This is a genomic window from gamma proteobacterium symbiont of Scutellera amethystina, from assembly GCF_059730845.1.
Genome location: NZ_AP035935.1, coordinates 1,464,013 through 1,477,861, shown reverse-complemented (window position 1 = coordinate 1,477,861; position 13,849 = coordinate 1,464,013). Strand labels below are relative to the sequence as shown.

Sequence of the window (13,849 nt, the reverse complement as noted above, 5' to 3'; positions counted from 1 at the left end):
GAGGGGAACTGAAACGGCGTTTGCCCGGTAAATCATTTACAGCGTAGCGCGGCGGCCACGGCATAATTGAGAGCAGGGTTAACCGTTGAAAAAGTGTGGGCAGTATAGCCTGAACCTTCGCCTGCTAATAGTGCCGATCCTGCGTTTCAGCCACTTTCATGGCATAATGCGCGTCCGTTCCAGAAAAAGCCGGTTCCCATGTCGTTTACCCTGCGCCCCTATCAGCAAGAAGCCGTTGATGCCACCGTTGCCCATTTTCGCCGCCACGCCACGCCAGCGGTGATTGTGCTGCCGACCGGCGCCGGCAAAAGCCTGGTGATCGCCGAACTGGCGCGGCTGGCGCGCGGTCGCGTGCTGGTGCTGGCTCACGTCAAAGAACTGGTGGAGCAGAACCACAGTAAATATCAGGCGTATGGTTTGCAGGCGGATATCTTCGCCGCGGGCCTGCAGCGCAAGCAGAGCGACGGTAAAGTGGTATTCGGCAGCGTGCAATCGGTGGCGCGCAATCTGGCCAGTTTTGACAGCGCCTTTTCGCTGGTGATCGTCGATGAGTGCCATCGCATCAGCGACAACGAGGAGAGCCAGTATCAGCAGCTGTTCGCCCATCTGCGCCAGCACAATCCGCAGCTGCGTCTGCTGGGGCTGACCGCCACGCCATTCCGCCTGGGCAAAGGCTGGATTTACCAGTACCACTATCACGGCATGGTGCGCGGCGACGATAACGCGCTGTTCCGCGACTGCATCTACGAATTGCCGCTGCGCTATATGATCAAACATGGCTTTCTGGTGCCACCTGAGCGGCTGGATATGCCGGTGGTGCAGTACGATTTCAGTCGGCTGATCCCGCAGAATAATGGCCTGTTCAGTGAGGCCGATCTTAACCGCGAACTGAAACAGCAGCAGCGCGTAACTCCGCAGATCATGCGACAGATCATCGAGTTCGCTGAGACGCGCCGCGGCGTGATGGTGTTTGCCGCAACCGTTGAACACGCGCGGGAAATTCTCAGCCTGCTGCCGGAAAACAGTGCGCTGGTATCGGCAGAAACCCCGGTGAAAGAGCGTGACCGGCTGATTCAGCAGTTCAAAGCGCAGCAGCTTAAGTTTCTGGTTAACGTGGCGGTGCTGACCACCGGCTTCGACGCGCCGCACGTCGATTTGATCGCCATTCTGCGCCCGACCGAATCGGTCAGCCTGTATCAGCAAATTGTCGGTCGCGGGTTGCGGCTGGCACCGGGCAAAACCGACTGCCTGATCCTCGATTACGCCGGAAACCCGCACGATCTCTTTACGCCCGAAGTCGGCGCAGCGAAAGGCGCCAGCGATAACCAGCCGGTGCAGGTGTTTTGTCCGGCCTGCGGCTTTGCGAATACCTTCTGGGGCAAGGCGACCGAAGATGGCCACGTCATTGAGCACTTTGGCCGCCGCTGTCAGGGCGTGCTCGACGATGACGAGGGCAATCGCGCGCAGTGCGACTACCGTTTCCGCTTCAAAAGCTGCCCGGACTGCGGTGCAGAAAATGATATCGCCGCGCGCCGCTGCCAGCAGTGCGACAAGGTGCTGGCCGACCCCGATGATATGCTGAAAGCGGCGCTGAAGCTGAAAGACGCGCGCGTACTGCGCTGCAGTGGTATGACGCTGGCGCACGGACGCGATGATAAAGGCGAGTGGCTGCAAGCCACCTATTTTGATGAGGATGGCACCAGCGTCAGCGAGCGCTTTCGCCTGCGCACTCCGGCGCAGCGCACCGCCTTTGAGCAGCTGTTTATGCGGCCACATCAGCGTGCGCCCGGCGTGGAGCTCGGCTGGCAGACCGCCGCTGATGTGGTGGCGCTGCAGCCGCTGCTGCGCCATCCCGATTTTGTGGTGGCGCGCGCCAAAGGCCACTTCTGGCAGGTGCGGGAAAAAATGTTCGATTATCAGGGACGCTATCGCCGTGCTAACGAGCTGCGCTAAGCGGCGGAATCATTTGCCCCGCTGTGGCAATCCGGCTATAATGCCGCCCGCTTTTGCATCCGTAAAAGCGTATTGAATAACCGTCCTGTTGCTGGGTCGCCTGTAGCAGGAACTATAGAAGAGATCTTAAGATGTTCACTATTAATGCAGAAGTACGTAAAGAGCAGGGTAAGGGTGCGAGCCGCCGCCTGCGCGCAGCGAACAAATTCCCGGCCATCATCTATGGCGGTAAAGACGCTGCGGTTTCTATCGAACTGGACCACGACGCTGTGATGAACATGCAGGCTAAGCCTGAGTTCTACAGCGACGTGCTGACTCTGATTGTTGACGGTAAAGAAACCAAAGTTAAAGTTCAGGCTGTTCAGCGTCACCCGTTCAAGCCAAAACTGCACCACATCGACTTCGTTCGCGCTTAATCGCTAACGGGTTGACGAAAAAACGCCGCATCTGCGGCGTTTTTTTATGGCGCAAATCTGGCGATCACTGACCGCCGGTGCGACGCTGCAGCTGATCGCGCAGATTCGGCGGCGTGCCTTTGATGGTCAGCGTATCGGTGGCCGGATCCCAGAAAATGCGCTCGCCCAGCAGCATGGCATCAAAGTTAAGCGTTAATCCCCCGCCGCTACCGGCAAATTTCGTCAGCTGACGCAGGGTGCTGCGGTCGGCCGGGAAATGCTCTTCCAGCTCATAACCCTGCTCCTGGGTAAACGCCTGAAAGGTTTTTTCGCCCAGCGGCGGCAGCTCGCTGGAGAGATCTTCCAGCGCAATCTCCTCGCCCGCCTGCAGCTGTTCATTGCAATAGCTGTAGACCTGTTGGCGATAGTTCTGGCGCTCATTTTTATCCAGGCTGGACTCGGCACAGTAATCATCTACCGCCTGCAGCAGCCCGCGGTTCTGTGCTTTGGTGTCCAGTCCGACGCTGGCGCCGAGGAAATCCATGAAGAAATCGGCCACTTTGCGCCCCACGCGTCCGCGCAGGAAGGTCAGGTAGCGCGTGGATTCCGGGTTGGTTTCCCACTCGGTGAGATCGATACGCGCCACGATATCGGCGTGGTTGATGTCCAGATAGTGCGTGCTGCTGATGTCGAGCTGCTCGTTAACGCGCATGCTCGACTGGCTGTTTAGCACCGCCACCAGCAGATACTCCACCGCCAGATAGCGATAGTGCAGAAACAGCACCACGCCGCCTTCGGCGAACGGGTATTTGCTCAGCTCGTCGCGCAGGCGTCCGGTAGCCGCACGGCTGAACGCCAGGAAGTCATCCTGCCCTTTGCGGCAGTTGCGCAGCGCTTCCGCCAGCTCACTGTCTTCATTAAACAGGCCGTAAGCCTTGCTTTTGGCGCTATAGACGCGGTGTAACTCTTCCGCCATCTCTTCCACCGCCTGCGTGGCAGGTAACAGGGTATCGCGCAGCACCAGTTCCAGCTGGTTTTCATCACGTTTGACTAACTGATGCAGGGCAATCTGGTCGATATCCAGACTCATGGTAGACTCTCCTTTTGGCTCAGGCGCGTATTCAAACACCGCCCGCAGCCGCTTTCAACTGCGCGCACAAACTGATCGTTCTGCTTGCGATAAAATTGCGGAAAAAAGTGCGTTGTTACGGTAATATACCGCGTTTTCACACTTGATTAGTCGACGATATGCCACAATCATCCCGTTACAGCGACGCGCGCGTCGAACAGCTTCTCGCGCAGCTGGCGCAGGTTCTTGAAAAAGACAAAGCGCCAACCGATCTTTCCCTGATGGTGTTGGGGAACATGGTGACCAATTTGATCAACACCGACATCGCACCGGCCCAGCGCCGCAGCCTCGCCCGCTCGTTTGCGGAAGCGCTGCAGTCTTCCGTGCGCGATGACAACGCCCACTAAATTGCAGATTTGACCTCATAAATATGGTAACCAACCGGCAGCGCTACCGTGAAAAAGTCTCCCAGATGATCAGCTGGGGGCACTGGTTTGCCCTGTTTAATATTCTGTTTGCGCTTATTTTAGGCAGCCGCTACCTGTTGGTCGCCGACTGGCCCTCTTCCCTCGCCGGCCGTATTTATGCGTTTACCAGCTGGATTGGCCATTTCAGCTTTATCGTGTTTGCCGCTTATCTGCTGATTATCTTCCCGCTGACCTTTGTCGCCATGTCGCAGCGGTTGCTGCGCGTGCTCTCCGCCGTGGTCGCCACGGCCGGGCTGACGCTGATTATGGTCGACAGCGCGGTGTTCAACCGTTTCCATCTGCACCTCAATCCGGTGGTGTGGGAACTGGTGGTCAACCCCGATCAAAGCGAGATGGCGCGCGACTGGCAGCTGATGTTTATCAGCGTACCGCTGATTTTCCTCGTTGAGATGCTGTTTGCCACCTGGAGCTGGCAAAAGCTGCGCAGCCTGAACCGGCGTTCGTTTGGCAAGCCGCTGGCCGCGCTGTTTATCAGCGCCTTCTTTGCCAGTCATCTGCTGTATATCTGGGCAGACGCCAACTTCTACCGGCCGATTACCATGCAGCGTGCCAACCTGCCGCTCTCCTATCCGATGACCGCACGGCGCTTTCTGGAGCGACATGGCCTGCTGGATGCGCAGGAGTATCAGCGCCGTCTGGTGCAACAGGGCGATCCGGAAGCGCTGTCGGTGCAGTATCCGCTCAGCGATATTACGTTCCGCGATGGCGGAACGCGTCACAACCTGCTGATTCTGACGGTGGACGGCCTGAACAATGCCACGGTGGATAAAGCGCTGCCATCGCTAAACCAGTTCGCCAGTGAGAATGTGCGCTTTACCCAGCATTACAGCGCCGGACTGCAGCCGGAAAAAGGCCTGTTCGGCCTGTTCTACGGTATCTCCTCCAGCTACATGGACGGCGTGCTGGCGGCGCGCATGCCCTCTGCCCTGCTCGGCGCGCTGAACAGTCAGGGTTATCAGTTCGGCCTGTTCTCTTCCGATGGCTTTAGCCAGCCGCTGTACCGTCAGGCGCTGCTGGCGGATTACAGCCTGCCGCAGGCCGACACCCAGCCTAACAGCACCACGGTGACGCAGTGGCAGAACTGGCTCAATGGTCAGAAAGGCGGTGCGCCCTGGTTCTCATGGATTGCGCTCAACGGCGTGACGGTAACCGGCGACAGCACCAAAGCGCGCCAGCGCAGCTATATGCGCCAGGCGACAAACGTGGATGAACAAATCGCGACGGTGCTGCATACGCTGCAGCAGAATGATGCGCTGAAAAATACCGTGGTGGTGATCACGGCGCAGCGCGCCATTACTTTCGACAACAGCGATAACCCGGGCAACCGCGCGACGCTGCAGGTACCGCTGGTGGTGCACTGGCCGAATACCCCGGCGCAGAGCATCGATCGCCTGACCGATCAGCAGGATGTGATGACCACGCTGATGCAGCGCCTGCTGCACGTGCGCACCAATCCGGTTAACTATTCACAGGGTGAAGATCTGTTTGCAGCGCAGCGCAGCCATAACTGGGTCGCCAGCAGTGAAGATGGCAAACTGGTGGTGACCACGCCAACGGTGACGCTGGTGCTCAGCAACAACGGTAACTACAGCGCGTACGATGCCCAGGGCAAAGAGCTGAAAGATCATAAACCTCAGCTGGCGCTGCTGTTGCAGGTGCTGACGGAAGAGAAACGGTTCACGGCAAACTGATTAATTATGAGGCAGTTAAGCTGCCGGCATATTGCAATCGCCAACGGAACCAGTAGTATAATCCTCCACGTTCGGCACGTAGCGCAGCCTGGTAGCGCACTGTCATGGGGTGTCAGGGGTCGGAGGTTCAAATCCTCTCGTGCCGACCAAAATCCCAAAGAAAAGCAGCCTTTATGGCTGCTTTTTTATTTTCTGCTGTAAAATCGCGGCGTTAAGCACAGCGCGGTAATAAATCCTAACGCTTTCCTTCATTGCATAATGACCAATCCTTTCCAGGCTTAAACGGTTAATCACCAATGCAAGGAGGAAACATGCTTGATGAATATAAACGCTGCGTGGAGGCTTGTTATCTGTGCGCAGCCGCGTGCGACCACTGCGCAACATCCTGTCTGGATGAGGAAAATGTGGAGATGATGCGCGAATGCATCAGGCTGGATATGCAGTGCGCCAATACCTGTCGCCTCACGGCGCAGTTCATGGCGCTAAACAGTGCATCGGTGCAGCAGCTCTGTCAGTTCTGCGCCGACATCTGCCAGCAGTGCGCGCAGGCGTGCCAGCAGCATCAACACCAGCACTGCCAGCAATGCGCTCAGGCCTGTCAGCGCTGTGCAGAAGAGTGCCGTAAAATGGCGGCATGATGCCAGCCGGATTGAGATTCGCTGCGGCGAATCTCAATCGTTGACGCTGAGTGAAACCTCTGCCTCGCAGGGTTGCACCAGAATCAGTGGGCATTTCTTCACCTTACACGCCTGCGAATAAGCCAGCTCGCACACTTCGCAGATATCGCGTACGTCCGACTCATATTCATACTCCATGAAGTAGCGAAACGTACCGCTGCGCGTGTCACTGCGCCAGAAGCGTTGCGGTTCCAGTATTTCATCCAGTTGCCTGAAGGTCAGGGCTGAAGGGTTGTGAAAACCCACTCTTACACGATATTTAGTCATGCCCTGATAATTATCGAGTTTCCGCTGCGTTGCCAGCCGGAAACAATTCTCGCTGGGATAGGGAAAATCTTTGCTGTGGATAACGCATCGGGTGCCGCAACCAAACGCGCGACGATCGCGGCACAGATGAAGGGCTAAACCGTCAGCGTTTGATTTTTAAATCATCATCCCAGCGGTCTGCCGCCGCGTGCGCGGGATCGTGATCCTGCAGCAAAAACTCGCCGTTTTGCTGGGCGATCTGCTCACCGGTATCGGTAATCGCGTTTTGAATAAACACCTTTGCCTGCGCGCCATTCACAAAGGTGAGCTGATGGAAGGCAGTTTTGTTGCCCCAGTCTTTCGACGGCGCTGAAATATAGCGGATGGTGTAACTCTGGTCCTCAACGCTGCCCTGCATCACGTAGAGGCCATAATGATTTTCGCCCTGCGACAGGATTTTATACACCCCGTTGCTGTAGTAATAAATCACTGCATCCGGGAACGGCTTTTCATCATAGAGTTTGCGGTAGTGCAGTTTATGCACAAAGGTGGGTTTGCCGGGCACCATTTCAATATTGCCCTGCGCATTCTGGAAGCTGAGATCTGCTGCCTGTGCAGCGCCTACGCTCATGCACCCCAGTAACATTATGCCAGCCAGTTTTTGCATCGTTCGCTCCTTAGCCTCTTCGTCAGCCACCAGCATCTTACGCCCACGCTTTACCCCGGTTAAACGAAGCGGCTATCGATGTGTGATGGGCTTCATAATACAGCCACTACAGGAAGGATAGAGATGGAAAATGACCGCGCCATTACCGCGCCAGACGCGGCTATCCGTCACCACTGCGACAGGCCCTGACCTTACTGTGCAGAGTGCAAAATCCTGCAGCATAATCTCGCATCACACTTCATTCATGCTGCGAATCAGGTACTTAACTGAAGTCAGCAAAGCCGACCGGGATCACGTTTTTACTGATTTGTGACAGCAATTCATTAAAGTGAAACAAAACTGTCACAGATTTCCCCTACCCTAAAGCTCCCGTTTATTTGATGGAATCTCGTTATGGTCATCAAAGCAAAAAACCTGCAGGATGCGGAAGAACTCCTGCACTCAGGCATCAGCAAAGTGGAGCTGGCGTATGATATTGGCAGCGATGATTTCTTCCGCCTGGCGAGCCACTGGTGTGACCGTGGTGCACGCATTACCAAAGGCCACCACCATTTTGTGGTGCAGATGAAGAGCTTCGCTATCCCGCCAAATCGCTAACCCGCAGCAGCCTTTTCGGCTTGCTCTGCCCGCGGCTGACTGGTAAAACACGCTTTTCCATCAGCCGTTACTCGTTATGTTCTCAGCCGAAACATCCCTGCCGCTGCCCGCTTGTGGTTTTATCACCGCCGCTGGCCACACCGCTGAATCGCTGTCGCTGGCGTGGTGCCGCTTTGATCGGCAACAGTGGCACGCCGCTTTACCTGCGCAGTGGCAACTGCCGCTGCCGTCTGCACTACAGCAGGCAGCCAGCAAACGCAAAATTGAATATCTCGCCAGCCGCTGGCTGGTGCGACAACAGCTGGCGCAGCTGGGAATCACTGATTTTGTGCTGCACAACGCGCCGGATCGCTCACCGTGCTGGCCGGCAGGTATTCGTGCTTCGCTGTCGCACAGCCATGACTGCGTGGTGATGGCCGCGACGCGCGAGGCCTTGTATGTGGGCATTGATGTTGAGCAGGTGATGGCAGAGGAAACCGCGCAGGACACGGCGGAACTGCTGATGAACGCGCAGGAGCGCGCGCTGCTTGAGGGCCAGCCGCTGCCCTTTGCGCAGGCGGCAACGCTGCTGTTTTCGCTGAAAGAGAGTCTTTATAAGGCGCTATGGCCGCGGCTGCATCAGCCCATGGCGTTTCATCAGGCTGCGCTGATCGATCTCGACCTGCCGCAGCAGCGCGCGCGGTTGCAGCTGTGTCAGGATTTCAGCGCGGAATTTACCCGCAGCACCGTGCTGGACGCACGCTTCTGGCTGCAGCCGGCGCGTGTGGTCACACTGCTCACTCACCCGGCCTGCGAGCAATAAAAAACCGGCGCGGAATGAGCCCGGGCCGGTGACAACACAAGACGACAGAAGTGTTCCAGGGAGGCAGAGACGAGGATCTCTGCTGCGACCCACTGTATCCCGCTGACAACGTCCTGCCCAATAAGGGTTTTTGCTAAGCTTTGCCGCCAGCCGTCAATGGCCGGTATCAGTGCGTTTGACGGCATCCAGCGTGGCCATTTCGCGCTCGCGGCCGGTCAGCTCGCTTAACTGCCCATCGCGCATTTCCAGTAGCCGATCGGCATGAATAAAGTAGTGATCGTCATGGCTGATGGCGAACACGGTTTTGCCGGACGCCTGAAGCCACGGCAGCAGCTCGCGGTAGAAGATGCGGCGGAAATGCGGGTCCTGATCGGCCGCCCACTCATCGAGCAGCAGGATATCGCGCTCCTCTGCCGCCGCCAGCAGCAGAGCAAGCCGCTTGCTCTGCCCTTTCGACAGCTGCAGGTTGAGTACCCGGTTGCCTTCCAGCTTCAGCTTGTCCTGCATTTTCAGCCGTTCCAGCCACTGCTGCACCAGCGCCGGATTAGCCGGCTCACCACCGCGACGAATCAGGCGGTCAAACAGATGCACGTCAGTGAACACCGCCGAGAAGTGCTGGCGATAAGCATCAAGGTTATGCCAGTCCACCTCGTTACCGTCCAGCAGCAGGCGGCCCGAATGCGGCTGATACAGCCCGGTCAGCAGCATCGCCAGCGTGGATTTACCGCTGCCGTTACCGCCAATCAGAAACACCAGTTCACCGCGGCGCAGCGTCAGGTTGATCGGGCCGACGGCAAAACCGTGCTCGCCATAATGGAAACAGACGTCGCGCAGCTCCAGCGTCTGCCAGTCGCTCACCGTCGGCAGCGCTTTGAAACCGGCGCTGTAGGGAGCCAGATCGAAGGTATTAATTTTCCGCAACGCCACCTGTGCGCTGAGCAGCGTCGGCAGCGCGCCTACTGCCGCCAGCAGCGGCGTGCGCAGGAACAGCAGCGTCAGCGAATAGGTCGCGGCGACAGCGGTATTGGCCCAGCCCAGACCGTTGGCCATGAAGAACACAATACCAATCGCGCCGAGCATCATAATGTTCGACCAGTTCACCGCGCTGAGATGGAAGGTATCGGCGCGCACAATGTGACGACGATAATCCGTGGCATTTTCCTGATACACGGTGTCGTAAATCAGCCGGGCGCGCTCGCGGTTAAGCTGCAGCTCTTTGCGCCCTTCAATGATGGTCTGAAAATCACGGTACAGCTCGTCCTCGATGTCGCGCAGCTTCGCCATGTGCTGATAGACGCGCGACACCAGCAGCCAGCCGCCGATCAGCGTCACCACCAGCCACAGCGTGGTGATCAACAGCATTTGCGGTGACAGCCACGCCAGATAGATCGCGGAACCCAGCGTAATAATGATGCCCTGAATCAGCTCCGGCAGGCGCACAAACGCGATAGTGATAGCACGCACGTCGCTGGTCAGGCCGGCCAGCAGCTGAGCGTTACCAATCTGCTCAATGCGTTCAACCCGGGTATCCAGAATACGCTTGATAAACTCACCGCGCAGCCGCCAGACAAAATGGTGGCCGAGCTGAGTCAGCGCCAGCTGCGATGCCAGCGTCACCGCCATCAGCAAAAACAGCTGGGCGAGAAAGCCCGGCAGCACGGTGAGCGAGGTATTAACTGCCGCGATCAGTTCATTATTGATGTAGGCGATCAGCCCGATACCCAGTGCGGCGCTGAGCAGCGTCAGCACAATCACGCCAATAAATGGCCAGCGGTACTGGCGAAAAACAACCTGAAGCAATGCCATTAAAAATTATCCAGAGGTCAACCAGGCAGCCTGCAGTTTAATGGCGCTTCGGGTGAAGGCAAGAATAATTCTCATCCGTTTTACGGTTACTGGGCGCGGCGGAAGGTCAGGTTGTAACGGAACGCGCCAGCCTGCGGATGGATGCCCGCTTTTAGCGGCAAAATGCCGTGATAGCGCAGGCGCGACGGACCGCCCCACACCACGATATCGCCGTGCTCCAGCAGCACGCGCTGCGTCGCATCGCCGCGCTCGAAACCGCCAAACTGAAAAACGGCCGGCAGGCCAAGCGATACCGAGACAATCGGCTGGCGTAAGTCTTTCTCATCCTTATCCTGATGCAGCGTCAGTTTGGCGCCGGGCTCATAGCGGTTAATCAGGCAGGCGTCCGGATTGAAACCGGCAAAGCCGGCCTCCTGCGCGGTCTGCTGCGCCAGCGCGCGGAACAGCGCGGGCATCGGCGGCCATTTACGGCCGCTGCTGACATCCTGTTCGGTGTACTGGTAACCGCGCGAATCGGTCGACCAGCCGAAATCGCCGCAGTTGGTCATGGCGACCGACATGCGATGGCCACCCGGCGTGATGCGGTGGGCAAACGGGTTAAGGGCCGCGACGTCATGAATCGCCGCCAGCAGCGCATCGGCCTGCTCGCGCGCCCGGCGCCGCAGAATCACCGCGCCCTCGGCCAGCGGCTCCTGCCATGGCGCGTCTTCACTAAATAGATCCAGCACAGTTACCTCCTGTCAGGTCAGGGCTGATCGATAAGAAACGATTTAAACTGTGGCGACATCCAGTGGCTGAAACCGTCGCCCTGCTTCGTAATCAGATACACCGCCAGATGCTGTTTCAGCGCCAGCGCTTTGGCACGCTCGGTGCCGAGCACCATCAGCCCGGTGTCCCAGCCGTCGGCTTCCAGCGCGGTGGTGGCAATCACCGTGGCTGAGACCAGCCGGTGATCGATGGGTCGGCCGCTGGCCGGATCGATCACGTGCGAGATGCGTTTGCCATCCAGTTCATAATAGTTGCGATAGCTGCCGGAGGTGCTGATTCCGTGCCCCTGCAGATCAACGCGTGCCTCCACCGCGTTCTCGCGATCGGTCGGTTTCTGGATGGCGACCCGCCACGGCTGCTGGCTGGCATTCAGGCCGCGACTCAGCACTGCCCCGCCCACCGACACCAGATAATTAGTGATGCCCTGCTGTTCCATCAGCCGCGCCAGGTGATCGGTGGCGTAGCCTTCGCCCATGGTGGAGAGATCGACATACAGGCCAGGCAGATCTTTCTGCAGCCACTGGCCGTTCACCGTCTCAATCACGCGCAGGTGCTGCAGGCCGGTCTGCGCTTTGGCGGCGGCGATGGCGGCATCCGATGGCGTATGCGCCGGCTGCTGCGCCGGGCCAAAGCCCCACAGATTCACCAGCGGCCCGACGGTAATGTCCATCGCGCCGCCGGTCAGCTGGCCGATGCGCAGCGCGCGGGTGACGATATCGGCCATATCGGCACTGACCGGCTGGGGATCCTGTCCCTGATACTGGTTGAAGCGCGACAGCACCGAGTCCTTTTTCCAGGTGGAGAGTTCGCCATCGTCGCGATCGAGCTGCTGCTGAATCGCCTGCTGCAGCGCGGCCTTACGCTGAGCATCCACGCCCGCCAGACTCACGCGCCACACCGTTCCCATGGTTTTGCCTTCCAGCACCAGCGCCTGCTGCGCCGGTTTTTGCTCGCACCCGCTCAGCAGCAGTGCTACCATGCCGGTCAGCAGAATGTTCTGAAAATTCATCAATTCCTCGTCTGTAAATCATTACTACAGCCTATTACAAAGCATAACTCGCTTGTAAAACCGTCTAAAGCTGCTTGAAGTTGATCGCTGGCTGGCACAGCATACTGCGTTCCTGCACGAGAATCCTTACAGGAGCGACAGATGATTTATATGATTCTTGCTATTACCGCCGGGTTATTTGCTTACGGAAGCTTCCGTTGCTGGCAGCACTATCGCCACCGCCTGATTCAGCACTATCCGTCGCGCCGACGTTAAGGCATTGCACCAGCGTCGTGCATCCTGCACCGCTTCAGCGCTGGCGCAGTGTAACAAAGCGGCCACGGGGCGCGTGGCGCTGAGAGCGGTAGCATGGCATGAATTGTGCAGCGTTGATGCTGGGTTGAACATCAGCGAGGTGCAAGATGAGTAAGGCAACAGAACAACAGGATAAATGGCAGCGCTGGCTGAGCTTTTCCGCCTTTACGCTGGCGGGCGTGGCGCTGGAAGGCAGCCTGCCGCCTGCCACCACATCCCCGCAGCAGGCGGCAAAGGCCAGACGCTGGCGCAACGCGCCGTAAATTACAGACCCAGCTCGCTCAGGCCCGGATGATCGTCCGGGCGTCTGCCAGCCGGCCAGTGAAACAGTCGCGCTTCAGCGCTGATCGGCAAATCGTTGATGCAGGCGAAGCGCTGAATCATCAGACCATCGGCACCAAAGTGCCAGTTTTCATTGCCGTAGCTGCGGAACCAGTTGCCGCTGTCATCGCGCCACTCATAGGCAAAACGCACCGCCAGCTTATCGTGGTGCCACGCCCACAACTCTTTAATCAACCGATAATCCAGCTCGCGGGCCCATTTGCGCTGCAGAAAGGTCACGACGTCCGCGCGGCCGTTAACGAATTCGCTGCGATTGCGCCAGCGGGTATCTTCACTGTAAACCTGCGACACGCGCTGCGGATCGCAGCTGTTCCAGGCATCTTCCGCCATACGCACTTTTTCTAAGGCACTTTGATGATCGAACGGGGGAATGAGCATTTTTTATCTCCTGATGATGTAGACAGGTCTGTCTACTTGATTCATCCTGCCGTATGTAGACAATTCTGTCTACCCCCGTAAACAGGAATTTTTTCTTATGCTCGCACCCCTGCTGTTTGATGCCAGCGCCAGCGCGCGTGACCGCATCCTGCTCAGCGCGCAACAGCTGTTTTATGCGCAAGGCATCCGTGCTACCGGCATCGATAAAGTGATTGCCGCGGCTGGCGTGACCAAAGTGACTTTCTACCGCCACTTTCCGGCCAAAAATGACTTAATTCTGGCGTTTCTGCAGCAGCGCCATCAGCGCTGGATGAGCGGCTTTCGCAGCGCGCTGGCGCAGCAGCCTGCCATCAACGTGGCGCTGCCGGCTGCGTTACTGAGCTGGTTTCAGGAGGAGGATTTCCGCGGCTGTGCGTTTATTAATAGCGCGGCAGAACTGGCTGATACCCTGCCGGAAGCGAGCGCCCTGATTCGCCAGCACAAGCGGGAGATGGCGGCCGCCATTGCCGAAAGACTCAGCACGGCGCAGCAGGATAAAACCGGGCAGATCGTGTTGCTGGTGGATGGCGCAATCGTTCAGGTTCAGATGGGGGAAGCGGCGCAGCAGGTGACGGCAACGCTGCAGGCGGCGCTGAATGCGCTGCTGGAGAGCAGAGCGTGACCCGCA

Annotated in this window: 16 protein-coding genes and 1 tRNA gene; 10 read left to right on the top strand and 7 right to left on the bottom strand. The window is 58.0% G+C overall.

Annotated elements, in window-relative coordinates:
- Window positions 1–198 precede the first annotated feature (198 nt).
- Together radD and rplY are read left to right on the top strand one after the other, a co-directional pair.
- Window positions 199–1,953: a DNA repair helicase RadD gene (radD, locus tag AC6I79_RS06740; RefSeq protein ID WP_159378537.1), complete on the top strand. Its 1,755-nt coding sequence runs from the start codon at window positions 199–201 to the stop codon at window positions 1,951–1,953.
- Window positions 1,954–2,084: 131 nt separating this feature from the next.
- Window positions 2,085–2,369: a 50S ribosomal protein L25 gene (gene rplY, locus AC6I79_RS06735; RefSeq protein WP_159378538.1), complete on the top strand. Its 285-nt coding sequence runs from the start codon at window positions 2,085–2,087 to the stop codon at window positions 2,367–2,369.
- A gap of 64 nt (window positions 2,370–2,433) precedes the next feature.
- Here the strand turns inward: rplY and yejK are convergent, their stop codons facing one another.
- Window positions 2,434–3,438, bottom strand: coding sequence for a nucleoid-associated protein YejK (yejK, locus tag AC6I79_RS06730; protein WP_021509250.1), 1,005 nt, complete (start codon window positions 3,436–3,438; stop codon window positions 2,434–2,436).
- Window positions 3,439–3,596: 158 nt separating this feature from the next.
- On the opposite strand from yejK, the gene AC6I79_RS06725 reads away from it, so the two are divergent.
- From AC6I79_RS06725 to AC6I79_RS06710, 4 genes are all read left to right on the top strand, one after another.
- Window positions 3,597–3,824 carry a YejL family protein gene (locus tag AC6I79_RS06725; RefSeq protein ID WP_021509249.1) on the top strand — a complete coding sequence of 76 codons (228 nt, stop codon included), beginning with the start codon at window positions 3,597–3,599 and terminating at the stop codon, window positions 3,822–3,824.
- A 23-nt stretch (window positions 3,825–3,847) separates the two neighbouring features.
- Complete coding sequence (yejM, locus tag AC6I79_RS06720) at window positions 3,848–5,596, top strand: LPS biosynthesis-modulating metalloenzyme YejM (protein ID WP_159378539.1); 1,749 nt, start codon at window positions 3,848–3,850, stop codon at window positions 5,594–5,596.
- Between the two features lie 72 nt (window positions 5,597–5,668).
- Window positions 5,669–5,745 (top strand) — tRNA-Pro (locus tag AC6I79_RS06715).
- Between the two features lie 162 nt (window positions 5,746–5,907).
- A complete protein-coding gene (locus tag AC6I79_RS06710; protein ID WP_159378540.1) occupies window positions 5,908–6,234 on the top strand; it encodes a four-helix bundle copper-binding protein in 327 nt (108 codons plus the stop codon).
- 33 nt (window positions 6,235–6,267) lie between these two features.
- On the opposite strand, the gene AC6I79_RS06705 is transcribed toward AC6I79_RS06710, so the two are convergent.
- Together AC6I79_RS06705 and AC6I79_RS06700 are read right to left on the bottom strand one after the other, a co-directional pair.
- Entirely contained in the window at window positions 6,268–6,540 is a 273-nt protein-coding gene (locus AC6I79_RS06705) for a hypothetical protein (protein WP_031280046.1), read from the bottom strand.
- A gap of 142 nt (window positions 6,541–6,682) precedes the next feature.
- Window positions 6,683–7,186, bottom strand: a complete 504-nt coding sequence (locus AC6I79_RS06700) for a hypothetical protein (RefSeq protein ID WP_201449180.1) — start codon at window positions 7,184–7,186, stop codon at window positions 6,683–6,685.
- Between the two features lie 393 nt (window positions 7,187–7,579).
- Between AC6I79_RS06700 and AC6I79_RS06695 the strand changes: the two genes are divergently transcribed.
- Window positions 7,580–7,783 (top strand): hypothetical protein, encoded by a 204-nt coding sequence (locus AC6I79_RS06695; protein ID WP_010618078.1) that lies wholly within the window; start codon window positions 7,580–7,582, stop codon window positions 7,781–7,783.
- A 76-nt stretch (window positions 7,784–7,859) separates the two neighbouring features.
- Entirely contained in the window at window positions 7,860–8,585 is a 726-nt protein-coding gene (locus AC6I79_RS06690; RefSeq protein ID WP_498027637.1) for a 4'-phosphopantetheinyl transferase family protein, read from the top strand.
- Window positions 8,586–8,738: 153 nt separating this feature from the next.
- Here AC6I79_RS06690 and AC6I79_RS06685 read toward each other — a convergent pair whose 3' ends face one another.
- The 3 genes from AC6I79_RS06685 to apbE all read right to left on the bottom strand — a co-directional run bounded on the left by AC6I79_RS06685 (window position 8,739) and on the right by apbE (window position 12,168).
- A complete protein-coding gene (locus tag AC6I79_RS06685; protein WP_498027636.1) occupies window positions 8,739–10,391 on the bottom strand; it encodes a multidrug ABC transporter permease/ATP-binding protein in 1,653 nt (550 codons plus the stop codon).
- An 86-nt stretch (window positions 10,392–10,477) separates the two neighbouring features.
- Window positions 10,478–11,119, bottom strand: coding sequence for a DNA oxidative demethylase AlkB (gene alkB / locus AC6I79_RS06680; RefSeq protein ID WP_132465044.1), 642 nt, complete (start codon window positions 11,117–11,119; stop codon window positions 10,478–10,480).
- A 17-nt stretch (window positions 11,120–11,136) separates the two neighbouring features.
- Window positions 11,137–12,168, bottom strand: a complete 1,032-nt coding sequence (gene apbE / locus AC6I79_RS06675; protein ID WP_021509242.1) for an FAD:protein FMN transferase ApbE — start codon at window positions 12,166–12,168, stop codon at window positions 11,137–11,139.
- A 401-nt stretch (window positions 12,169–12,569) separates the two neighbouring features.
- Between apbE and AC6I79_RS06670 the strand changes: the two genes are divergently transcribed.
- Window positions 12,570–12,725 carry a hypothetical protein gene (locus AC6I79_RS06670; RefSeq protein WP_164861051.1) on the top strand — a complete coding sequence of 52 codons (156 nt, stop codon included), beginning with the start codon at window positions 12,570–12,572 and terminating at the stop codon, window positions 12,723–12,725.
- A 1-nt stretch (window position 12,726) separates the two neighbouring features.
- Here the strand turns inward: AC6I79_RS06670 and AC6I79_RS06665 are convergent, their stop codons facing one another.
- The gene (locus tag AC6I79_RS06665; RefSeq protein ID WP_058758444.1) at window positions 12,727–13,182 is read right to left on the bottom strand and encodes a nuclear transport factor 2 family protein; all 456 of its coding nucleotides are present in this window, start codon (window positions 13,180–13,182) and stop codon (window positions 12,727–12,729) included.
- Between the two features lie 97 nt (window positions 13,183–13,279).
- Between AC6I79_RS06665 and AC6I79_RS06660 the strand changes: the two genes are divergently transcribed.
- Entirely contained in the window at window positions 13,280–13,843 is a 564-nt protein-coding gene (locus tag AC6I79_RS06660) for a TetR/AcrR family transcriptional regulator (protein ID WP_058769916.1), read from the top strand.
- Window positions 13,844–13,849 lie beyond the last annotated feature (6 nt).